This is a genomic window from Candidatus Poribacteria bacterium, assembly GCA_028820845.1.
Classification (GTDB): domain Bacteria; phylum Poribacteria; class WGA-4E; order WGA-4E; family WGA-3G; genus WGA-3G.
This window is the reverse complement of sequence record JAPPII010000092.1, coordinates 190,052-214,130: the sequence shown is the minus strand read 5'-3', so window position 1 is coordinate 214,130 and position 24,079 is coordinate 190,052. Positions and strand designations below refer to the sequence as shown.

General features: G+C 47.6%; 19 protein-coding genes. 8 read left to right on the top strand and 11 right to left on the bottom strand.

The window, feature by feature from the left end:
- Positions 1-520: 520 nt before the first annotated feature.
- The 11 genes from OXN25_17770 to OXN25_17720 form a co-directional block, all read right to left on the bottom strand.
- A complete protein-coding gene (locus OXN25_17770) occupies positions 521-916 on the bottom strand; it encodes a hypothetical protein (GenBank protein MDE0426702.1) in 396 nt (131 codons plus the stop codon).
- 159 nt (positions 917-1,075) lie between these two features.
- A complete protein-coding gene (gene cas6, locus OXN25_17765) occupies positions 1,076-1,828 on the bottom strand; it encodes a CRISPR-associated endoribonuclease Cas6 (protein ID MDE0426701.1) in 753 nt (250 codons plus the stop codon).
- Positions 1,829-2,058: 230 nt separating this feature from the next.
- Positions 2,059-2,565, bottom strand: a complete 507-nt coding sequence (locus tag OXN25_17760) for a CopD family protein (protein MDE0426700.1) — start codon at positions 2,563-2,565, stop codon at positions 2,059-2,061.
- A gap of 43 nt (positions 2,566-2,608) precedes the next feature.
- Positions 2,609-4,354, bottom strand: coding sequence for a BatD family protein (locus OXN25_17755; GenBank protein ID MDE0426699.1), 1,746 nt, complete (start codon positions 4,352-4,354; stop codon positions 2,609-2,611).
- Positions 4,281-4,910: a tetratricopeptide repeat protein gene (locus OXN25_17750; protein MDE0426698.1), complete on the bottom strand. Its 630-nt coding sequence runs from the start codon at positions 4,908-4,910 to the stop codon at positions 4,281-4,283. The genes OXN25_17755 and OXN25_17750 overlap by 74 nt, the downstream gene beginning before the upstream one ends.
- Positions 4,911-5,153: 243 nt before the next feature.
- Positions 5,154-5,987 (bottom strand): hypothetical protein, encoded by an 834-nt coding sequence (locus tag OXN25_17745; GenBank protein ID MDE0426697.1) that lies wholly within the window; start codon positions 5,985-5,987, stop codon positions 5,154-5,156.
- Positions 5,988-6,183: 196 nt separating this feature from the next.
- Positions 6,184-7,014 carry a hypothetical protein gene (locus OXN25_17740; GenBank protein ID MDE0426696.1) on the bottom strand — a complete coding sequence of 277 codons (831 nt, stop codon included), beginning with the start codon at positions 7,012-7,014 and terminating at the stop codon, positions 6,184-6,186.
- Between the two features lie 289 nt (positions 7,015-7,303).
- Positions 7,304-8,404 carry a hypothetical protein gene (locus tag OXN25_17735; protein ID MDE0426695.1) on the bottom strand — a complete coding sequence of 367 codons (1,101 nt, stop codon included), beginning with the start codon at positions 8,402-8,404 and terminating at the stop codon, positions 7,304-7,306.
- A gap of 459 nt (positions 8,405-8,863) precedes the next feature.
- Positions 8,864-9,694, bottom strand: a complete 831-nt coding sequence (locus OXN25_17730) for a hypothetical protein (GenBank protein ID MDE0426694.1) — start codon at positions 9,692-9,694, stop codon at positions 8,864-8,866.
- A gap of 179 nt (positions 9,695-9,873) precedes the next feature.
- A complete protein-coding gene (locus OXN25_17725; GenBank protein ID MDE0426693.1) occupies positions 9,874-11,694 on the bottom strand; it encodes a glutamate mutase L in 1,821 nt (606 codons plus the stop codon).
- Between the two features lie 89 nt (positions 11,695-11,783).
- Positions 11,784-12,578: a sugar phosphate isomerase/epimerase gene (locus tag OXN25_17720; GenBank protein MDE0426692.1), complete on the bottom strand. Its 795-nt coding sequence runs from the start codon at positions 12,576-12,578 to the stop codon at positions 11,784-11,786.
- A 227-nt stretch (positions 12,579-12,805) separates the two neighbouring features.
- On the opposite strand from OXN25_17720, the gene OXN25_17715 reads away from it, so the two are divergent.
- The 8 genes from OXN25_17715 (at position 12,806) to OXN25_17680 (ending at position 24,049) form a co-directional block, all read left to right on the top strand.
- The gene (locus tag OXN25_17715) at positions 12,806-13,771 is read left to right on the top strand and encodes a Gfo/Idh/MocA family oxidoreductase (protein ID MDE0426691.1); all 966 of its coding nucleotides are present in this window, start codon (positions 12,806-12,808) and stop codon (positions 13,769-13,771) included.
- 47 nt (positions 13,772-13,818) lie between these two features.
- Positions 13,819-14,574, top strand: a complete 756-nt coding sequence (locus OXN25_17710; protein ID MDE0426690.1) for a TIM barrel protein — start codon at positions 13,819-13,821, stop codon at positions 14,572-14,574.
- 344 nt (positions 14,575-14,918) lie between these two features.
- On the top strand, positions 14,919-17,300 hold the full coding sequence (locus OXN25_17705; protein ID MDE0426689.1) for a DEAD/DEAH box helicase family protein: 2,382 nt from the start codon (positions 14,919-14,921) through the stop codon (positions 17,298-17,300).
- 184 nt (positions 17,301-17,484) lie between these two features.
- Positions 17,485-18,912, top strand: a complete 1,428-nt coding sequence (locus OXN25_17700; protein ID MDE0426688.1) for a restriction endonuclease subunit S — start codon at positions 17,485-17,487, stop codon at positions 18,910-18,912.
- Positions 18,905-19,186 (top strand): hypothetical protein, encoded by a 282-nt coding sequence (locus OXN25_17695; GenBank protein ID MDE0426687.1) that lies wholly within the window; start codon positions 18,905-18,907, stop codon positions 19,184-19,186. Before OXN25_17700 ends, OXN25_17695 begins: the two co-directional genes overlap by 8 nt.
- Before the next feature lie 104 nt (positions 19,187-19,290).
- Complete coding sequence (locus tag OXN25_17690) at positions 19,291-19,713, top strand: hypothetical protein (GenBank protein ID MDE0426686.1); 423 nt, start codon at positions 19,291-19,293, stop codon at positions 19,711-19,713.
- Positions 19,714-20,158: 445 nt separating this feature from the next.
- Positions 20,159-21,625 carry a class I SAM-dependent DNA methyltransferase gene (locus OXN25_17685; protein ID MDE0426685.1) on the top strand — a complete coding sequence of 489 codons (1,467 nt, stop codon included), beginning with the start codon at positions 20,159-20,161 and terminating at the stop codon, positions 21,623-21,625.
- The gene (locus OXN25_17680; protein MDE0426684.1) at positions 21,626-24,049 is read left to right on the top strand and encodes an ARMT1-like domain-containing protein; all 2,424 of its coding nucleotides are present in this window, start codon (positions 21,626-21,628) and stop codon (positions 24,047-24,049) included.
- The last annotated feature ends 30 nt before the right edge of the window (positions 24,050-24,079 follow it).

Genomic DNA, 24,079 nt, shown 5'->3' with positions numbered 1-24,079 from the left:
ATCAAATTTGCCGCTAACAAGGATTTAACCAATCCCAAAACTACTTATTGCGAAATAAAATAGGTTTGTCAAATTTTCCTTTCTAAATTATTCCATACTGGTTCGATTAGAAAAAATAAGCCGTTGCATTACACAACAACACATGTTTCGATTCCAAATTGGTTCGATTAAAACACCATTCACAGATACCACATACACCAGCATCAACGAAATTTCTATTCCATACTGGTTCGATTAAATACGATCTTCGCTGTTTCAGACGCTCACTTTGAAAAAAGGTTTAAAATTGTATTGAACCCCTGTCAGATTGTATTGAGGTTCTCACGTGTATGGCTATTTTTCGGGTGAAGGCGTGCGTGTGTCGGGTTTCGCTCTGTTTCTGGAGCAGGCAGAGGCGTTTGCGATTTGGGCCTTTATTTTCAAGGACAGGGGTTCTGGGTTCTTATCGCTCTACCCGACCTACGGTTCTAACAGTCTATGCTACAAATATAACAGCACCTGTGTAAGTCCTAAGGAGGTATTACGACCTCGCAGTCCGTTCCTGTTTCAGGATTTCTATCTCCTGCCGCAATGCCTCGTATTTTTCGGTGTGTTCGCGGAGTTTCCGTCCTTGCCATGCAGTAATGATCTGTGGCAGTCCTATCGCAACTGCAATCAATGCTATCAAACCGAGGACGAGATTAAAATTCCGTCCTACCTGTGTATCCACTGCGTTAATTTGGCTGGTCAGGCGTTTATCCATTTCATCAATCTTGGTGTTAACCTTCGCGATTTCTTGGGAAACGTATTCTTTCATACGTGCTTCGGATCCTTTGACAATAGACTCTACTTTCTCAATATCTGCAATGGAAAGGTCAGCAAATACGGGTGAATTTATCAATAAGGTACCCACAACGAAAAGCATTATTATCTTCATTTCAAATCTCCTATCACAGCCACAAAATCTGAATATGTCAAGCTATCAACGGGTTATGGGTTGGGAAACCCAACCCATACGTTTGCCACAAAATCTGAATACGGTATACATAGTTTTACATATTTTACGCGGTGTGTCAAGGGTAAACCGTTTTCAACCTTAAACCTCCACCATCCCAAAACCCGCACTGTTTTTGTCGCCGAAACCGCATTCGTAGCCAATCTGGATTAATGCTGGATTCCCTGAGACCCTGAAAGGACACAAGACCCCGCGGACCTTGATGCCCTTGAAGTCTATCAGCCGCGTGACGCGTCCGCGTTTCCTGTCGATGTAATTTTTATCGAATTCGAGGGTGAATGCGTCGTCAGACGGAAGGCGACCATGGATCACCTCGTGCTTGCGAATTAGATTTTGACAGACGAGGTCAGAGAACGCTGGATCGTCGGGCAGGCAGTAGTGCATGACCTGCTCGCCGTTTCGCTCGCGCACTGTGGACATTACAATCGGAGAGAGACACCGAAACTGCATCTCCGATTGGAAACGCGGTATACGCGGTACAGTGACATCTCGGATTTGTAACCGACGCTGACCAAAGGACAGGCTGCCCTCGGTTAGCAGTGTATCGGCGAAATGGGATAGGAACGTCTCTACAGGGGAGGAAACCGACCACGTTAAGGTTGAGCCGAAACGGATACGATCTCCAGTTACGCGGCGGCGTTCTGCCATGAGCTGCGAGAAAGTGAAGAGTTTGAAGCGTCTCTGCTCATCACCGTAGCCTTCGTTGTGGAGGAAGGAGGCGTATTCTGGATTGGATTCGGCGAGGAAACGGTAGATGACACTGGTGAGTAGGTGGTTGTAGTTGATGGGGAGCGTGATTCCCTTCCCGACATCAGCGAGGATTTTGATGCGCATAGAACTCCTTGATAATTATAGTAGATTTTGGCATTAATTTCACACTTCGCGTCCGTGCGGTTGGAAACCGCACCTACCGGGGATGTCCGTGCGGTTGGAAACCGCACCTACCGGGGATGTCCGTGCGGTTGGAAACCTCGCCAGCAGGGATTATAGATTGATGTCCATGCGATTGGAAACCTCGCCAGCAGGAATTATAGATTACTGACTACTGACTGCTGACCGCTATATTATATCCCCATACGCAAAGCAACCGCAGCGAGTAAGATGAGCAGGGAAACAACACCCATCAGACTCGATACAATCGACATCCGAGAACGGAGCGGTTTGATTTCGGGTGGGAGTTCTTCCAAATCTGGATCCAAATTCTCGACAGCGGCAGCCAATTGCGGTGCCAAGACCATACCGTGCAACGCCGTCAGGATCACCAGCACGAAGAAAAGTCCAATCTTAATAAGCAGCGTCCGCATGAACGCGCCAGAGAGCGCAGTCGGTGAGGTAAAGTCTACGGCATAGAAAATGTTAACAATACCCGTGAAAAATAGCACACCGACACATCCCCACACGACAGGTTCAAAACGCTTGCCTATCTGTGTTAAAAGTTGAATACGCTGGACAGGGGGTAGGTTTTGTCGGAAGTGTGGAACAATTACCATCGCTAAGATGAGATTGCCGCCGATCCATGTAACCGCGGCGATGATGTGTAGCCAGAGCATGAAGAGCGAAAATATTTCCATTTTTTATGACTCCTTTCGATAGCGAACCGCGAATCGCGAACCGCTAAGCGTTTTGAAGGTTCTCAATATGGTTGATGATTGCCTTCGCGCGAGCGACGAGTGCATTCCGTTCGTCAGCACTGAGCGGGACAGGTGCAAACCGATGATAATCGCACTTCGTGAGAATATCAATCAACTCTGTCTGGACAGACTCGGCGGTATCCAACTGACTGCACGCCTCGCGGACCGCCGCAACGTTACGCTGTGGGAGTACGAATACGTCCTCAAGGTATTGGTAGAGTGTGTTCGCGAGTGTGTTCGCGAATGAGGTCGCCTCGTTAGCTGTGTCGATATCTACCAACGCCGCAAGTTCAGTCCGTATCGTTCGCGCCTCAGAACCGCTGTCATCGGGTATATCCGTCCTTGCTGGTATATCTACCGATGCCTTCGTGAACCTCGCACGATACCAGAAGAAACCCGCTATCAGACCACCCACTACTAAGATTGCCAATAATAGTGCCACCCAAAATCTCCACGATCCGTCTTCGGTCTCAATATCAGCAATAGCATTCGGGTTTGGACGGACAGAGAGCGGAATTGGAAGCGTCTCAGTGGTTGCGTAAGTCGCACGGTTCGGATCGAAGTAGGCATAAGCAATTGCGGGAATGCGGAGTGTACCGGTGTGTGCGGGAATTAAAGTGTAGGCGTAGACCCGACTCGTTGGCGTAGAGTCCTCCGAAAGGTTCGGTCCGTTCACAATCACCCCTGCCATTGCTGGCAGTGTAGGTGGTGTGACCGTCTGTATATTCCCACGTCCAGAGATACGAACAGAGAGCATTACTGCGTTTCCGGTTTCTACCCAGCCGCGCCCCAGTTCCGCCGAGATTTGATATTCACCGATGGCACCGTTGAAGTGAGGCGGTCTGCCCATCTCGGGTATCGGTTGCACCGTCAACGTCAACGGTTGGGTTTTCAAAGTTCTGTGGCCTTGCGGGAGCGGCAATAGCAGTGCAGCAGCATCAAGAACAATTCGTCCGGCTTTCTTCGCGTATAACTTATGTGTGTATTCCTCGACCCAAAACGTCTTCCCACGTATTTGCCGTGTGTATGGGGGTGGTGTTTCCAATTTCTCGACGAAGAAATCACGGAACTCCGGGAGTCGCGGGGTTGGCGACGCACGCGTTGGGAGGGTTACGGTATAAAGATAGCGGAAGGTATATGTAAACGGGGCGTTGAGATACGGTTTTTCAGTATCGACTTCAACCTCAATCTGATGAACGCCACCCGTTAAGGCTTCTTGATACGTATCGGTACCGCTGACCCGGATAGCACCTGGATTCGCAAAGTAAAGACTGCCTTGATAGTCGAACTGGATATCAGATAGCACAAAGTCCCCAACGACTTGCGGAATGAGTTCATAAATCCATGCCATAGAGACCGCAATCTTGTCTGATTTCAAGTGTGGCACCGTCTCGGAGTGAAGTGGTACAGCAAGAAATGCAGGCAGAAAATTGAATTTCGGTGCCTGAATGTGTTTGATGAAGGTGTCGCCAGAGATAGTGAGTTCCAACCGGGCCTTCTCTCCCAGCTGGATATGGCGAGGCTTCACAACCGCAGCGACGTTAATAGTAGCATGCGTTGCACCAGTTGCTATCTGTGCTTGGGCAGCGGCAAAAAGGGGGAATATTAGGAAGAGACACAAACTAACAGTTTGTGCTACAAAAGAGAAGGATAAGTTACCAATCCTTTTCCCGCCGAAGTCCACTTTTGCGTTGTTCTTGTAATAACTTTTGTCGTATCCGATTCTCATTCTTACTTAAACGTTCCAAGAGGCGGACTGTTTCTGCCTTACCGATGTGTTTCATCTCGGTCTGCGGTGCAGCGTCTTTTTTCGGCTCTTGTTGCTGCGCGAAGTTTGACTGCTGTCTCAGGAGCTGTTGTGCCAATGCGAGATTGTGTTGTGCATCGACATCTTGCGGATCTAAGCGGAGCGCGTGTTTGTAAGATTCAATGGCACGTCCGAGGTCGCCACTCTTAAATTGGGTGTTCCCCAAGTTGTAATGGATCGCTGCGAGATCCGGAAGTTCATCAGTTTGCCCACTGTGTTTAGATAACGATTCCTGAAATGCGAGGGTCGCCTCGTTAAATCTACCTTTTTTATACAGCGCGGTGCCGAGGTTATACGGCGCAACCGGCGTGTCCACATTTTCAAGGGTCGCCTGTTGAAAGGCAGCGTGTGCAGCGTTATAGTTCCCAAGTGTGTATGCTTCATTCCCCGCTTTCAGCACCTGTTTCCAACCGTTCACCCATCCGATAAGCGCAGTGGAAAGTGCAATAAAAACGCAGATTCGGGACCAGTTTCGCATGATACAGTTTCCCGTCGTTGCTATCAATAAATCCGTTGAACCCGTTGATCATACAGAAATATTTTAACGTGTTGATTTGCGTTTGTCAATGAATTCTTTTGATGGTGCCGGAGGCAGTATCCTGAACAAGTTCCATCATGGTAATACACGGAAAAAAATATGGCGAATTACCGTACACAGTCGTACAATAATTCGCCATATATGGGAGCACTTACACAGCACTCCAAAAAAATACCAAGCTAACTATTTGCGTTTGATGTCTGCCCAGGTCGTTGCCAACTTACCCTTGGCTTCAACATCAACAGACGAAGCCACGAAATCAAGTAAGCCCTGCTTGTCCATTCCAGCGTCGGGATAGAACGTAACAGCATCGTTCGTTACATCGTCAAAGTGCAAGTTGAGATATGCAGAACCGCCGGATTCACCACACCGATAAAGCAGAACGTTCAGACCCTTTTGTAACTCAACTTCAACGTCGTGAAGAATCGTTAGGGGTGCACCTGTCCATCTGGAGTTGTTGTACCATTTTTCGCCATTAATCCAGATCTGTGCGTAGTCATCGTGCGCCGGGGACATAACAGAGGTCATGTCGCTCGGTGAATCAATGACTGTAATAACATAAGTATCAACGTTATCAGCGGGGCCGTCTCTATTCATGTGGTTGTTGTCCACAGGATCCAATTCAAAGACAGTCCAGCCGCGGGTGCCGCCGTGGTCATCGCCCCATTCCACATCGATGTCTGCTGTCATAAGCAAGCCATCAATTGTCGAAAGCGAGACTTGGTCGAGTGCACCACCGGTACCTTCTGCTATAAGATCGATGGGGGCAGAAGCTGCGAACCCGCCGTTTTCTTCGTAATTCCCGTCGGGTCCATACCATACACTAAGCCAAGAATCTACACCACTGCGATCTTCTCTGAGAGCATCAGTGTTGGGATCTGGATCTTCTAAGAGCATATCTTCCGCCAGAGGACCACCTTCGATTAGGTTCGCCTGCGAGAATGCGAAGTGAGAGAAACTCATACTCAAGGCGAAAATAATCGCAATTGCGAGGGTAAAAGTATTTAATCTTCTCATTGCTAAGTACTATATCCTTTTTGTAGGTTAATTAAAAGTTGAAAGTAATTAGGTCGCGTTATTATAGGCTCCCTAAGTTTCTTTGACAGTTTTTAAAACGCTTAAACGCGTTCAACAATTACAATCTAATTTATTCTAACATCTTGACGGAAATTTGTCAAGAAAATTAAAATTGATTCAAACAAAATAGAGGGTCTTAGTTACTGCGCTTGATGTCCGCCCACGTAGTCGTCAATTTATCTGTCGGTTCAACAGACAATGCCCCCGAGACTTCGCTGAAGAAACTCTTCTGGTCATTCGACTTATCGGGATAGATGTCGCAAACCTTATGGGTTTCATCGTCAAAGTGGAGGTTCATATAGGCAGACCCTCCCGATTCACCACACCGATAGAGGACCACGTTTCCGCCTTTTTGTAATTGAACTTCAATGTTGTAATCAACTTGGAGCGCGGCACCCGTCCATGCGGAGTTGTTGTACCACTTTTCGCCGTTAATCCAGATTTGCGCGTAGTCATCGTGCGCTGGCGACATAACAGCCTTCATGGCCTTAGGTGCTTTAACAACGACAATCCCATAAGTATCAATATTGTCAGCGGGACCGCCTCTGTTCATGTGGTTGCCATCCGCCGGATTCAATTCAAAGACAGTCCATTCACGGGGACCGCCATTCGCCTTTTTCCAGTTGATATCAACGGTCTGCGTCAGTTTCAGACCGGCTGCAGTCGAAAGTTTCACTTGATCCAACTTGCCGTTAGTAGCTTCATCGATGAGGTCTTTGGGTGCGGAAGCCGCGAACCCGCCATTGTTCTCGTAGTTGCCATCGGGCCCGTACCACTTGGAGATCCATGTCTTTTCCGCTGAATGATCTTCGTTCAGTGCAGCGACTTTAGGGTTTGCCAACCAATCTTTTTCAGGGATGGGACCGTCGTCAATGTTAACTTTCTGTGCAAATGCAAGGTGAGAAATACTCACAATCAAAGCAAATACGATTGCTGTTGTGAGTGTAAACTGGTAAAACATTTTCATTCGTAAGTGTCCTTCCTTATTAACAATTCAAAACTTAACGACAGATTTCAGAAACCTGCCAATTTGGTAGAAATCTAATCAAGTGCGAACGGTTCACTATTCACGGCGCGTTAGTACAACAAACTGTTTGTTTGCGGGATACCAAACGTATAGATGAAACCATGCGATATAAAGAGGACAATCTAATAGATTGTACTATCGGGAGGGTTCTATCGCGCGCCTTCTGTTACGAACACGCTCTATTAATATGATACCAAATCAAAATGCGTTTGTCAAGTTAATTTCAGGGTCATTCGTTGGGTTTTTTGAGCGTACCCCAGCGGGTGGAAAGTTTACCTTTTACGTCAATCGCCCGAAAACCCGTGTCATACGCCTCAACCCCTGGCGAAAATTCGTTTCTTCCCTTAGGTCCATCCCCCCTACCGCCAAGGAGGTAGATTGTACCGTTAGCAACTGCCGCTACCGTCACTTTTGGTGTGAGCATAGGTAGCGATGGCCGCCATCTATTGGCTGCCGGATGATAAACCTCTACAAGGTCAAGATACGCGTCATGATTGTCCAGATCATAGCCACCAATTGTGTAAATTTCACGATCTACAACAACGGTTGAAAAATCATATTTGAAGGTCGGTATATCAGGAAGTCTCCGCCAAGTGTTCGTTTTCGGGTTATATTCCTCAATCCGTCTGGAGAACCGATCAACACGAAGACCTAACCCCTGTTCTAACAAAATGAATCCGCCAATCACATAGATTTTGTCATCAACGACAGCCACATCAATGTAGCCGCGTTTTGTTGGCATATCGGCGCGCTGTTCCCATCTATTCGTCAACGGATCGTAAACCTCAACGAGACCTGTCGACACCTGTTTACCGAGTTGTTTGTTGTGAACGCTGCCACCGATGATGTATATTTTCCCATCCACAACAGCAGTCCCGAAGCTCCTACGGAGCGTCGGCATATCCCGTTTCTTGATCCACGTGTCGGTTCGCGTGTCATACACTTCAACGGTTTTTGTGTAAACAATTTTTTTGCGCAACTCATTGCGAAGTGCCATCCGGGTGTATCCACCAAATACATAGATGTCGGTAGAAAAAACGGCAGCTCGCGCGCCTATCCGAGGGGTCAGCATATCGGCAGCCGTGTGCCATGTGTTTGTCAGCGCGTCGTAGACATCCACTCTTGCAAGCGGAGGCGCGCTACCCCCTAAATTCTCATCCAGATTGATACCGCCGATGAGGTAAATTTGATCGTCAACAACAGGTGTCGCTTTTGCAAATCTCAACGTCGGCAATTTAGATACCTTTTGCCACCCGTCAGCCACATTGGCGAAAATCGCAACACATAGCAGCACTAAAACCGATGGCAAATACCTGTATTTTGCGAACATCTTGTCCTCCTTAGAAGGTAGTAGGCATAAGCCGTGTGCCCTCCACTATTAGTATATAATGTAGTAAGCACAAGCCGTGTGCCCTCCACTATTATAGTAGATTCTGTAATTACTTATACACTCAGCATCAGTGCGGTTAGGAAACCGCACCTACCGCTGGTTGGAAGTGTGCATTTATTTTTGGAATTTACTATAAAAGCATTTAGAAAGAGAATCACTGCTATTCTTTAAAGAGACAATTTTAAGGTGGAAAAGGTGCATAATTTGAAAAAAGCAGGACTTACGCAATTTTGACTGCAGCCCGTTCTGTTTAATGCGAATTTTCGGAAAACACAGTGTTCTCGTGCCACAAACTGGGAAGTTTGTGCTACAAAAGAGCAGCATGCGTAAGTCCTAAAAAGAAGAAAATAGGGCAAAAAAAGCCCCTACCTCAAAGGAGAGACAGGGACTTTTATTGTTTTAGTTAGTCCGTTTAATATCCGCCCATGTCGTCGTTAACTTACCAGCAGCCTCAACATCTAAGACCCCCTGAATTTCCCTGAAGAAACTCGCTTGGTCGTCTGACTTGTCGGGATAGAAATCGGCGACATCGTGGGTCTTGTCGTCAAAGTGGAGGTTCATATAGGCGTGTCCGCCGGATTCACCACACCGGTACAAGACGATATTCGCGCCTTTCACCAAGTCAACTTCAATATTAAAATCGACTTCCTGTGCGGCACCCGTCCATGCGGAGTTGTTGTACCACTTTTCACCGTTAATCCAGATCTGTGCGTGGTCATCGTGTGCGGGGGACATCACGGCTTTCATGTCCTCTGGCGCGTCAATAACACAGATCGCATACATATCCATGTTATCGGCGGGACCGTCGCGGTTCATGTGGTGTGCATCCGCTGGATCGATCTCAAAGACAGTCCAGCCGCGTGCACCCCCGTTAGCACCCTTCCATCCGATATCAACAGTCTGCGTCAACTTCAAACCTTCAATCGTTGAAAGTGAAACCTGTGTCAGTTTGCCGTTGGTGCCTTCATCAATAAGGTCTTTAGGTGCCGAAGCCGCGAACCCATTGTTGTTTTCGTAATTGCCATCGGGACCGTACCATTTCTCGATCCAATTCTTGTTGTCGGCATGGCTTTCGTTCAATGGTGCCTCACCGGGATTCACCATCCAATCTTTCTCAGGTATGGGCCCGTCTTTAAGGTTGACTTTCTGCGCGAATGCGAGGTGTGATATGCTCATAGCCAGCGCGAAAAGAATCACAACGGCGAGCATAAGGTGATAAGATTTCTGCATTGAAGTTTATCTCCTTAGAGTTATCATAAACTTAACAGTAGGTCTCGAAAACCTACATGTCTCACCAAAAAGTTAGGTGAATCTTGAACGTCATTCAGATTCACGAGGGAATTTACACAATTTGTTAGCGATATTCTAAATTTTTAACAAAAATTTGTCAAGAAAATAAATTAATCAATTCAACCTGATGGATAGGCTTCCAACGCAGCCTGCCACTTCGTAAGTTGTGTGACACGATCTGCGGAATCCGTCGGAATTTCGAGCGGCCTGCCGCGGGTATCAATAACCAATCCGACAACACCGCCCATTACCTCTGCTTCAATGGCGGTGCCGCGCCCCGCACCAAGATCAAATTTCCGAGACGGTTGGAGTTTCACCGATGCCGTTTCACCCAATGCCAACGGATAGAGACAGAGTTCACCGTACGGCACGTCCTCGACAACAGGCGGACTGCCCGGTAGATCGAGTTCAATAGAGAGACACGCCTCACCAGCATTGCCAATACCGATAGGAGAGATACACGTCCCTAAATGGATGAGACAATCCCGTTCAAAGACTTGGGTAGCAGCCTCTGGGTTGACTTGTGCAAGCACACCAAGCTGCGGCATCATGAAGATACTGTCAACAGCGAGGTGGGTTATGCCTTCAGGTTCAAAAGCGTCTATTATCATGAGCATCGCTTGCTGCCGACGCGGTGCGTGTGACAAGACACCACCGCTGCCAACAAGCATGTCTAAATCGAGCATATTCACGAGCGTCTGTCCGCTTTCGGCTTGATCGAAGGCTTCAGAAATTGTGCGTTGTTGTTGGACCCCTCGCAATTCGACAGCGAGCTGTTTGTGCTGTTCAAAAGCGAGTCGGAGTGCCTCGCGGGCGATCGCCTGTTCGAGGATCAATTCCTGCAGCGTCTGTGGAATTGTCGTCGGACGAATCATCTTGTTCTTAACTCGGTTTCGGAGATCCCCAACCTCAATGTCAAACGGGACCCAGCGGAGGACGTTTTCTAATCCGGTTTCAGCGAGGACGTTCGAGACACTGTAACTCATACCGAGGTTCGCACTGACGGTTCGGTTAAAGATTGATTCTGCCTCCTTATTCTTGAAAACAGAAAAGACATCGGTCGTCGCACCGCCGATGTCAACCCCGACGACCGCAATATCTTGTTGTGCAGCGACGGTCTGAATAATCTCACCCACGGCTCCAGGGGTCGGCATAATCGGGGCATCCGTCCAATCAATCAGTTTCCGATAACCGGGGGCGTGTGCCATGACGTGTTCGAGGAATTGCTCCTGTATCTTGTGCCGCGTCGGCATGAGGTTTTCACGCTCTAAAACCGGACGTAGGTTATCCACTATCTCCAGTGCCATTACATCTTGCAAGCGTTCTTCAATGGACTCACGTGCATCTATGTTCCCAGCGTAGATGAGAGGGAGTTCATAAGCGATACCCAATCGCGGTCTGGGACGTGCCGCAGCGATAATCTCCGCCAATTCAACGACGTGCGAAGTTGTTCCACCATCAATGCCGCCCGACAAAAGCAGCATATCAGGTCGGAGATGTCGGATGCGTTCAATCTTTTCGTGAGGGAGACGTTTGTCGTTGGAGGCAATAACATCCATGACGATTGCACCCGCACCGAGTGCAGCGCGCTCGGCACTCTCTGCTGTCAGATTGCGGACAACGCCTGCGACCATCATCTGAAGTCCACCACCGGCACTGCTGGTTGATATGTAAATATCAACGCCTTCGTCGCCACGCTGCGGTTTCAGAACGCTTCCGTTATTGAGAAGTTTGCGTCCAGCAAGTTCCTCAACTTCGGTAATGGCGTTAATAACGCCTGCTGTTACATCTTCGACGGGTGCCTCAACCGTCGTTGGTGCCTCACCTCGCACGATGAGTTGGTATTCGGCACCCCGTTTCTCAATAAGAATTGCCTTTGTCGTTGTGCTACCACAGTCGGTAGCGAGAATAGAGCGGATCTCCCCCGCTGCTTTGTTCATGCACTCAGTCTCCAGTTTGAATTTCGCTATTTGCTATTCGCCTACCGCAACTCGCGGTTCGCGGTTCGCGATACGCGGTTCGCTATTTGCTAATACCCTAATTCCCGCAGATATTCGCGGTTGACGCTCATGCGTTCGATATCTGAACGGTCTTCAACCTGTCCGGGACACGCCGTGACCCAGCGGTCATATTTGAGTTCCTCAAGTGTAGACATAATGCCCGGGAAATCCATGACCGTCCCTGCACCGACATCGACCCAACCGACATCGTAAGGTGTGCCATCGTCGCCACCCGTGACGCTGCCGTAGTCCTGGAGGTGGACGTAGACGAGCGCGTCGCTATAGCGGCGTATAGATTCGATTGGATCGTAACCCCAGAGTGCCGAATGCGACACGTCTATACAAAGTTTGCACTTTCGGAGAAGACTCATATATTTCGCCCAGTCGTCAATCGAATCGACGGTGGTGTTGGTGTGGATATGATAGCAGACCTCCAAACCGTATTGCGAAGCGTACTCCGCCCATTCTTCGGAGACATCGGCGAGTGCAGCGAGATCCTCACTATTGACAGGACGGTCTTTCGGTTTGCCTGCCCCCATAAACATGAAACAGTCGGCTTCAACTTCTGCGGCGAAGTCCATACGCCGTTTATTGAGCTCCATCTGCTCCGTGTTTTTATCAATCGGCAGCCCGCGTGCTGTGACAGCAGCAATCGGCAGATCCACATTATCGCATATCTTTCGGATGCGTTGCGGTGTTCCAACCCAATCTAAGGATTGACGCATCTCCCAACCGTCCCAACCTGCGTCCTTGAGTTGTGTCAAGAGTTCCTCAAAATCCGGCGTTTGCCAGCGTAACGTGCTATATCCAAATTTGAAACCCATAGTGTTCCTCCTTGTTTTTGGCTGATGGTCTTTGGTCTTTGGCTGATGGTCTATGGAAACCGACAGCCAACAGCCAATTGCTAATAGCCAACTGCCAACTGCTATTATAACACATTTGAAAAAAAATTACTTGCTATATAACATCGGCATTTGATAGACTATATCCGTGAAATTTAGGGATTCTCCCCAAGCACACATTTTTTTAAGGAGAAAGTTAAGGAGAAAATATGGATAAAGTGAAACTCGGTTTTATCGGAACCGGCGGGATGGCAAGTGCCCACATGCGCAACATCAAAGAAAATTTTGACGATGCTGAATTCTGTGCGATGTGTGATATTTCCGAAGACCGTGCAAAACAACGTGCCGAAGAATTTGGTGGAAATGCTTACACCGACTATCGCGTAATGTACGACAAAGAGGGCCTCGATGCGGTTTACATCTGTACGCCTCCTTTCGCACACGGTGAACAGGAACGGATCGCTTGCGAACAGGGAATTGCGATGTTCATTGAGAAACCGATCCACAGCGAATTAGAACCCGCAATCATTATCAATGAAGATATTCAGCGGAGTGGGGTCATCACAAGTGTCGGTTATCACTGGCGTTATGGTGGCAACGCCCAGAACGCGAAAGCGATGCTCGAAGCAGAGCCGCAAATTCTCGGCGCACTCGGTTATTGGATCGGTGGATTGCCGGGTACACCTTGGTGGCGCGTACGCGCACAATCCGGTGGACAACACGTCGAGCAGACAACACACATCTTCGATCTCGCACGGTTCCTCCTCGGCAGTGACGGTAAAACCGTACACGGTGTTGCCGCAAGTGGTACCCTGACCGATGTTGAGAACTATGATGTAGATGACATCAGTATGGTGAACATCGAATTCAAGAACGGCACTGTCGCGAACATCGTCTCCTGCTGTGCGATGCAAGGTTTCGGACGCGTCCAACTCGAAGTTTTCACACGTGGATTGGTCGTTACCGTCGGTGGTCCGAACCAAGTCAACCGTGGTGGCGAAACAGAGCCACTCTCAAACGAGGATGGACAGGACCGGGATCGCGTCTTTATTGACGCTGTGAAAACTGGAGACAGTTCACAGATTCTATCAACCTATAGCGATGCATTAGAGACGTTGCGTATCATGCTCGCTGCGAGTACCTCCTTCCGCACGGGTAAAGCTGTAGATCTGTAATTTCGCGATTCGCAGTTCGCGATTCGCGACTAAAGAAAGAGAGAATTATGCCAATTAATCAATCCATCTGTTTCGGCGGTTTCAGCCGTGGCAGAGACCCAATAGAAGTTATCAAAAAAGCCGCTGAAATCGGTTATAAATCCGTTGAAATGCTTCCTGCAGAATATTGGTCGGTTGTCAAGGACCATGGGATGCGGGTTGCGATTATTTCTGGACACGCTTCACTCCCCGACGGCTTGAACAAGCGCGAAAATCATGACCGAATTGAGGATGAACTCCTTCAGAATATCGACATCGCCGCAGCGAACGACATTCCCGGACTGATATGTTTCTCTGGAAACCGAGAAGGAAAATCAGAAGAGGAAGGACGTGATAATACAATAGAAGGTTTATCGCGCGTTACCAAAGCCGCTGAAGAAAAAGGGATTAACCTCTGTATCGAGTTACTCAACAGCAAAGTTAACCATCCTGACTATCAATGCGATAAGACGGAGTGGGGTGTTGAGGTTTGCAAGGGTGTCGGCTCTCCGCGGGCACTGCTCCTCTATGACATCTATCACATGCAGATCATGGAAGGCGACCTCATTCGGAACATCACCGACTACAGCGACTACATCGGGCATTACCACACAGCGGGTAACCCTGGACGTCACGATCTCGACGACGAGCAGGAGATTTACTATCCTGCCGTGATGCGCGCCATCGTCCAAACTGGCTACGATCTCTATGTCGGTCATGAGTTCGGGCCGAAAGGCGATGCGCTCGACGCGATGCAACACGCTTACGATGTTTGTAACGTCTAAGCGTAGTTCACACAGATTGTAGGGGTAGGTCTTGTGCCTACCCTTATTTTTTCTTTTGTCTGAATCGCGGATTTTCACGGATTTATCGGATTACGCGGATTTTATGGTAAACCTTAGAATTAATTAGACATTCAGGACCGGTGCGGTTAGAAACCGCACCTACCAGGCCGGGGTAAAATGTTCATTTATTTTTCTGGTTTACCATAAGATTTCCGTTTATAGTAGATTCCAAAAATACTATGTGCAATTTTTGTGTTTCGATTCAACCTAATCTACGAAATGCTTAATTTTCTTTATTAACAACAATGACCGCTGAACAGAGAGCCAGACGCAACATAGATAAGATGCTTGAAGCAGCTGGTTGGCACGTCCAAAATTACGTTGGACATGCTACAAATGCTGCGTTGGGTGTCGCTGTTCGTGAATATCCGTTGAAATTCGAGCAGCGTGCAGATTACCTCCTCTTTATCGGCGGTGTCGCGATCGGGGTTATTGAAGCGAAACCCGAAGGAACAACCCTCAGCGGAGCACTTCAACAAGCGGAACGGTATCGTGCAAGTTTGCCAGATGATTTGCCTAATCGCACCAGATTTTTCTTTTCTTATGCGTCAACGGGGGTTGAAACATATTTTCGGGATATCCGAGATCCTAATTCCCGTTCTCGACCCGTCTTTACATTCCATACGCCTGAAGCACTTTCCGATGCCTTTCATCAACCCAGAACTTTACGCGAGAGACTTAAAACGGATCTACCCCGCTTAGAAAGAGGTTCGTTGAGAAATTGTCAATTTGAGGCGATAAACAACCTTGAAGCCTCTTTGAGAGAGGCACGGCAACGCGCCTTAATCCAGATGGCAACCGGCAGTGGAAAAACGCACGCCGCTGTAAGTAGTGCATACCGACTCATCAAATTTGCGAATGTCAAACGCGTTCTCTTTCTCGTAGACCGGCGAAACCTTGGTAGGCAAACCCTCCGTGAGTTTCAGGCTTACGAAACACCTGATGATCGTAGGAAATTCACAGAACTCTATAACATTCAACACCTCTCCAGTAATGTTATTGATCCGGTAAGTCAGGTTTGTATCACAACACTACAACGTCTCTACTCCATGTTGAAAGGTGAAAGTGAGTATGCAACTGATACTGAGGAAGATTCTGCCTTTGAAAATGATACTGAAGGCGCATTACCGCAGCAAGTTACCTATAACCCAGACATACCAATCGACACCTTTGACCTTATTATCGTCGATGAATGTCACCGATCTATCTACGGCAAATGGCGGCACGTATTAGAATACTTCGACGCGTTTATTACTGGACTAACCGCAACCCCGTACAGGCAAACGCTCGGCTTTTTTGACCATAATCTCATTTATGAATACCGCCATGAACAAGCCGTTGAAGATGGTGTAAATGTTGGTTACTATGTCTATAAGATTGAGACCGCAATTACGCAAAGCGGCAGCCATATTGAGGCGGGCAGTTATGTTGCAAGACGAGATAGGGAAACCCGACGACTCCATTGGGATGAACTGGATGCTGACGTTGAATATACGGAAAACCAGCTGGATCGGGATATCGTCGCCACAGACCAGATTCGGACAGTAATTCAGACTTTCAAGGAAAAACTCTTCACGGACCTTTTTCCCAACAGACGTATTGTTCCTAAAACGCTTATCTTTGCGAAAGACGATTCTCACGCTGAGGATATTGTCCGTATTGTCCGAGATGTATTCGGCAGCGGTGATGATTTCTGTCAGAAGATTACCTATCAGAGTGATAAACCGGAAGATCTCATCAGAAGATTTCGCACACAATTAAACCCACGGATCGCAGTAAGTGTTGACATGATTTCTACCGGCACCGATATTAAACCGCTTGAGTGTTTGGTCTTTATGCGTGCGGTTCGCTCCAGTGGCTATTTTGAGCAGATGAAAGGTCGTGGCGTGCGCGTTATTAATTCTGATGATTTACAATCCGTTACCGGAGATGCCACTGCCAAAACCCACTTTATTATCGTTGATGCGGTCGGGGTTTGTGACTCACTCAAAACCGATTCACAGTCCCTGCCGGGTGAACCGCCTTCTACTGATGATTCAGGCAGCTCATCAACAAGGAATACCGATCAAATCCTTGATGATATAAGCGAAGATCGGATCCTTGATACCGGTTTCGACCTCCAAAGTTCTACACAGGCAACGGAGGTTATTTACGCCTTTAAGCGGTTCATTGATGATAATATAGACAAACTGACAGCGTTACAAATTCTCTGCAGGCTTCCGGAGGCACGAGGCACCCTGACAGAAGCCAACTTGAAAGCGTTAGAAAATGCTTTGCAACGACATTCAAACAACCTCAGTCGCGAGTCCTTGTGGTTTGCCTACAAAAGACGATCACCACAGAATGTTCGAGGAAATACTGAACAGCGTACAGATATTATCTCTCTCGTCCGATTTGCTATGGGTGAAAGTGCTTTTCTGGAGCCTTTCCGTGTAAGCGTGAATCGACGTTTCGGGGAATGGTTAGCAGGTCAAACTTTTACGGCAGATCAACATAAATGGCTTGAGATGATACGGGATCATATTGCGATTTCGCTTGATATTCAGATGGCAGATTTTGAGTATGCCCCTTTTGCCGAACTTGGGAATGTTGTGAAAGTTTATGAACTCTTTGGTGATGACTTAGATGAGATTTTAAAGGATCTTACAGAGAAGTTGGTTTCTTAGCTCCCCTCCTTTGTAGGAGCGAGCGCTGCTCGCGACAGAAAAATGGTTGGCATCCGAGTCAAATTTGTGGTAAACTGCTTAATGCAAATGCGTTAACAAATTTAAAACGTTCCAAAGGGGTATGTTCGGACAACGCCTCGCGAAAATTCAATAACAGAGGACGCGCGTGAGTAAAACAAATTCTATGGGTTTGCCAGAACATTGGCAGATAGTCAGATTTGGAGAGGTTGCTACGTTTACCAAGAAACCGAGAGATTTACGATATTCTGACTATGCTGAAGTCCCGTTCGTGCCGATGAGTTTGATTCCGATTGCGACATTATTTTCAAAGAATTTTATACACAAGCCAACCGACACAATAAGCAGTGGAACTTACTTTGAACCTGGGGATATTCTGCTGGCAAAAATCACACCTTCTTTTGAGAATGGTAAACAGTGCATTATTCAAGAGTTGCCAACGCCGTTTGGTATAGCAACAACTGAAGTAATTCCAATTCGTGAAGTTGAAGGTGTCAGCGACAAATTCTATATCTTCTATTATTTGTTAGTTCCTGATGTCCGCGCTTTGCTTACAGCAAGAATGCAAGGTACAACAGGTAGACTGCGTTTAGGCACTAAAACACTTGCTGAGTTGAAAATTCCGCTTCCGCCGTTGGCAGAACAAGGCCGTATCGTAACCAAATTAGAGGTGCTATTTACCCAATTAGACGCAGCAGTTGATAGCCTTAAAAAAGCACAAAAGCAGTTGCAGCGGTATCGTAAATCAATCCTCAAAGCTGCTTTTGAAGGGGAATTGACAAAGGAATGGCGAGATAGATATTCAAATAAGTCTCAGCCAACGAATAACTCAACTGGATTTCCTGAAAATTGGGAAAAGACAACGGTTGGACAAGTAATAAAAAAAGTGTCTCTAAGTGGCAAGAAAGTAAAAAAAGGTGAATATGAATCTGAAGGAAAATTGCCAGTAATAGACCAAGGATCGTCCTTTATCGGAGGATACACAAACGACGAAGAACTAAAGATTGAATGTGAATTACCAGTTATCGTTTTTGGAGACCATACTAAAGCAATTAAATATGTAGACTTCGACTTTGTAGGTGGTGCTGATGGGATAAAGGTGATAAAATCTCAAGAAATGTACCATCCGAAATTGTTTTATTATTTTATTCGTGCAATTTCACTTCCGGACAGAGGATATTCCCGACATTTTCAATTTTTGGAAAAGGCAAAGATACCCATCCCGCCACTTACTGAACAAGAACAAATCGTCTCTGAAATTGAGCGACACCTTGCAGTTGCTGATGAGGTCGAAACAACCATCGCTACAGGACTTAAGCGCGCTTCGCGTTTGCGGCAGTCTATCCTCAAGCAGGCATTTTCTGGTAGACTTGTGTCACAAGACCCACACGATGAACCCGCAAGTGTTCTGTTAGAAAAAATTAAAGACGAAAAGAAGCAGCAACCAAAAGGGAGAAAAACGATTAGGACGAAATCAAAAGCACAAGACAACGATGACTATCCACTTCTCGCGCGTGCGGGAGCGTTGGAACACCGCGATAACGCTATCGGCGGTGCGTCGTTGGCGGAATTGCGAGGTGACGAAAGTGAATGAAAAAGATCGAGACGAGTTTAACGGAGAGGATACCGATCCGCTTCTCGCCTTAGCAGGCACGTTAGAATGCGATGTTGCAAAAATAAAGGAACGTCTCAAAAATGCTGTCGTTCCAAAGATCCGTGTGGTTAAAGGACCTTATGAAGACCACCCCGATCCGCTTATTGCCTTGCTGGGAACGTTGGAATGTGATGTCACAGACCTGGGTGAACGCCACGACGACTATATTGCGGACGCACTTTTAAGGGAATTGTGGGGAGATGAGGACGAATAAGATGAGGTGAACTGTAATGAAATGGTATTGAATCTAATAGGGGACCATGCTAAAATATAAGATATATCATGAAATGACTCTCAAATTTTGATAGGTGATACACTATGAAAATCTTACAAGATAACTTTGATCCTTTCTTGCTGCCAGCAGACAGGTCACTATTGAGGAAACACATCCAACGCGAACTGGACGAAATTCGCGAGGAGGTCGAGGAAACCTGTAAAGTGGTTAGCGACGTTAGGCCTGTCCCACAACAAGCTTATGACGAAACCTCTACTTTGCTGAAGCGAATATCTCCTGGTATTCCAATGCCCGACCTGATGTGGTTGGAAGATGGCGGGATTGGGTTAGAATGGAGACCCGGTGATGGTATTATTACGATAAGCCTATATGGCGATGAGCATGTTAACTTCGTTGTAGTTTTAGATGATCAGCACGAGATTGCGGGAACTTGCCCGTTATCAGATCCGTTCTTACTACCTAATTTTTTAACAATATTACCTGAGCTTTTCCAACGAAGGACATGATGTGGACGATATTTTACAAAACGAAATTCTCACCCGTTTTATTTTTTCTTCCAGACACTTCGCTCGTAGAAACGAGACAATAAAATTTGGCGCATTTATGCCACCTCGCGCTAGTAAAGATCCACCTTATATATAGCCCAGATATTTCAGTTTACCGTTTATCAGGTCTCTCAGATAGCGAAAAATGGACGATTGGCCGGGAATATGTCCAAACAGAAGGTAGATCCATAAAAGCAAGAGCCGATCTTCCGGCGCGAGAAGTTTACAAGAATAAGCTAAAAGTTATATCAGATATGCAACCTCATGAAAGACATGCCAACATCACACCGTTTCCACCTGATAGATTAGCATGTCAAAGGTTGGCGACTAAACTTGCGCGTGCCAGTAAATTAGTCATGCTCCCCGAAAAGAACTGATTCCCATCTAAACACAATTAAGGGTATCCATGTCAAACGAATCCGCAACAATCGTCCAAAAACTCTGGAATTTCTGTAACGTCCTCCGAGATGATGGGGTCAGCTATGGCGATTACGTCGAGCAACTCACCTATCTGCTGTTCCTCAAACTCGCCGACGAACAGACGAAATCGCCTTTCAACAAACCTTCAACAATCCCCGCCGGTTTGGATTGGGAGAGTCTCCTCCAAGAAAGCGGTGCCGAGTTAGAGGCACAATATGTGAAAACCCTCCGAGAACTCAGCAATGCCTCAGGTTTGCTTGGTGTGATCTTCCGTAAATCACAGAACCGTATTCAGACTCCCGCCAACTTGCAACGCCTTATTCATCTCATCAACGCTGAGAACTGGAGCGGGATGGCTGGCGACATCAAAGGCACAATCTATGAAGGGCTTCTACAGAAAAACGCCGAAGATACAAAGAGCGGCGCAGGTCAGTACTTCACACCGCGCCCCCTTATTAAAGCGATGGTTGCAGTGATGCGTCCGAGTCCGATGCGAACTATCTGTGACCCAGCCTGTGGCACCGGTGGTTTTTTTCTCGCAGCACACGACTATATTTCTGAAAATTACGGCAGTACGATGACCCGCGAACAGAAGGAATTTCTTAGATTTAACACCTTCGCCGGCACAGACATCGTCGATAACGTTGTCCGTCTCTGTGTGATGAACTTATATCTGCACGGTATCGGTGGAACCGAGAGTCCAATTACAACCGATGATAGCCTGAGTCGTGACACTGGTGAACGCTACGATATGGTGCTTACGAATCCACCCTTCGGGAACAGGAGCAGTATTACAATCGCCACCGATGGCAGTCCGCGAAATAACGCTTCTCTTACCTACGAACGCGATGACTTTTGGGCGACGACCTCAAACAAACAGTTTAACTTCCTTCAACACATCAAAACCATTCTGAAAACGGATGGCCGCGCCGCTGTTGTCCTTCCTGATAATGTCCTCTTTGAACGGGGCGCAGGAGAAACAATTCGGCGACAGCTGCTTAAACTGTTTGATGTTCACACCCTATTGCGATTGCCTACAGGTATCTTCTACGCCCAAGGTGTCAAAGCAAATGTTCTCTTTTTTCATAAGCGTCCGGCGCGCGAAGAACCTTGGACACAGAAACTCTGGATTTACGATTTGCGAACGGACAAACGTTTTACCCTCAAAACGAATCCCTTACGCGATAGTGACTTACAAGATTTTATTACCCTCTACAATCCACAGAACCGCTATGAACGTGTAGAGACCGAGCGTTTTCGTGCCTTCACTTACGAGGAACTTGTCCAACGCGAACATGCGAATCTTGACATCTTTTGGCTGAAAGACGATTCATTTGAGGATGCAGCAGACCTCCCTACCCCAGATGTATTAGTGGCAGAAATCACCAAAAATTTAGAATCCGCATTAGCGCAATTTCAGGACATTCGAGCAGCATTAGACAGCAAGGATTAAATGAAAAAACATTTTCTTGAAAACCTCCTCGGTTGCAAATTAGAAGACACGCTCGCGGCGATCTCAGCAGATACCGCCGCAGTTGAAACGCTCCTTTCCTCACTTCCCACAGACACACTCGAAAACCATCTCAACCCGCAGTGGGTTGTACTTGCCGCCGGTAAAGGCACCCGTATCGACCCGACGGGACGCTTGAGCAAAACACTGGACATCACCTTCGGCGAACAGAATATGCTCCAACACTCGCGACAACATCTCCCCGGCACCCGTCCCGATATTGTTGTTATCAACCCAGAGATGGCAGCGCGGATTGAGAAAAGTGAGTCTCCAGAACAGTTATTAGGTCCCAACGCCGTTTACGCTGTCCAAGAAGAGATGAACGGCACAGGTGGCGCATTACAGGCAGCACTCCCTACACTCCGCGAGTCCGACGCTGAATGGATCGGCGTGTCGTTTGGTGATGAACCCTTTTTGGAGAGAGATATTTTTGCACAGACGCTGCTCTCCCACCTCGTCTCCGGTGCGGATGTCACTTTGTGTGGGAAAATCCCTGAAACAGTCGTAGATAAAGGTGGACTTTTCTTTGATGCGGCTGGGAAGTTCATAGGAACCAAAGAGTGGTACGATATGACAGAAGCCGAAAAGCAGGAGATGTGGGACAGATGGCACAACGGAGAAGCATACACCAACACAGGCATTACACTCATTCGGAAAAGCGCGCTCTTAGAACGAATAGATCGGTTACAACCGCACCCAAACCGAAACAACGAACTTCACCAAGTCGATCTGATACGCCACTGCTATGAAGACGGTCTAAAAACAAACGCTTTCATTTATCGCGACGAGGTATTGTCAGGGGTTAACCGTTGGTCGAATGTCTTATCAGGTGAGGCAGCACTATTTGCACAGACCCGCGAACGCCTTGCGCAGAAAGGGGTTCGCGTTGATCCGGCTGCACAGATAACAGTGGGCAGCGATGATATTGAGATCGGAACGGCATGCTACCTCATCAGCAGGGTGCATCTCGGCGAAAAGGTACAGATTGGAGACTATTGTAGACTTGAGAACGTCACACTGCTCGGTGCAACAACGGTCGGGGATTCGGTCGGATTAGAGGGTGTTTCTGCGACCGATACCACATTCAAGGGTAACCCTTTACCCGAAACACTGGCAGCACCTGTCCGTGGCCTCGCTACCGCAAGTACGATTAAAAATTGCACATTCGATGCAGTCAGCATCGGGAACGGCGTTCAACTATCATCGGTTGTAGCACGAGGAACAGTTATCCCCGCGGGTATTGTCTTAGCGGATCGGACGCTTGGTGTGCCACCGGCGCAAACGCCGCCTTCAGTGCCGAAACCCATCTTTGATGAGATTGTGCCATCCGGGTATATCCCAGGGCTTTTCGCGTTTGGTGAGAAGAAAGAACTACCCGACTGGGAGAACCTTCGCCAACATGTCCTGTCGCATAGTTCTACAGAACTGGTCCCGCGAGCCGCACACACACCGGAACTCCAACAGGTTATGCGTGAAGCAGTCCAGACGCTGTTGGATATGCGCCACGCCAACGGTGCCTATCTGATTGAATCCCTTACGTCTGAAGAGATATGGGGGAGTATCTTCGAGATGGTAACACTCCATAGCGGGAACCCAAACCCCTACCACTATGACAAACGTAAAGCAAGGCAGACCGCTTTGGAACTGCTGCCGGAGTTCTGGGGCAACGATTGGTTACAACGTTTGAAGCTGGTTATCACTGGAAATATCGTCGATTACAACAGCGAACGGGTTATGAAGAGATTGAGAGCCAATCCAGACTATTTTTCTGAAGTCTTACGTGCGGCGGTTGAAGCACCTTTCGCGATAGACTGTTATGAAACCTTCCGGGCGAAGGTGATTGATGGGGAACCGCAGGAGATCCTCTGGCTTGCCGACAATGATGGTGAGGTAATCTTTGACATCGCCTTCGTTCAAGACCTTGTCGGATGTGGACACCGTATCACGATTGTTGGAAAAGCAGAAGATGCCAGCAACGATGTAACGCTTGCCGATCTTCACGAGATGGTGAACTATCCACAGTTCACGGAGCTTCAAGCGGCGATTCAGAACGGGACCGTCAGATTGATGTCGTCAGGTGCGAAGACAATCGGGACGAACCTTTATCACGGAACTCCCGAATTCTTCAATGCCCTATTAGCAGCGGATCTGGTTATTTCAAAGGGACAGGGAAATTTCTTTACAACTCCCGGGTGGAAAAAGGATACCTTCTACCTATTACTTTCCAAAGGTGTGACGGCGGAACAGAGTACGGGAGTTGTCGCAGACCGAAATTTAACTGTTGATGGTTTAATCTTGGCTTATCTTCCGAGTGGAACAGAACGGAACGCGCCGCTCCGGGAGCTTGTTGAAATAAACAAAGATTAACTGGTATTTTGGCAGAAGATCTGCAGTAAT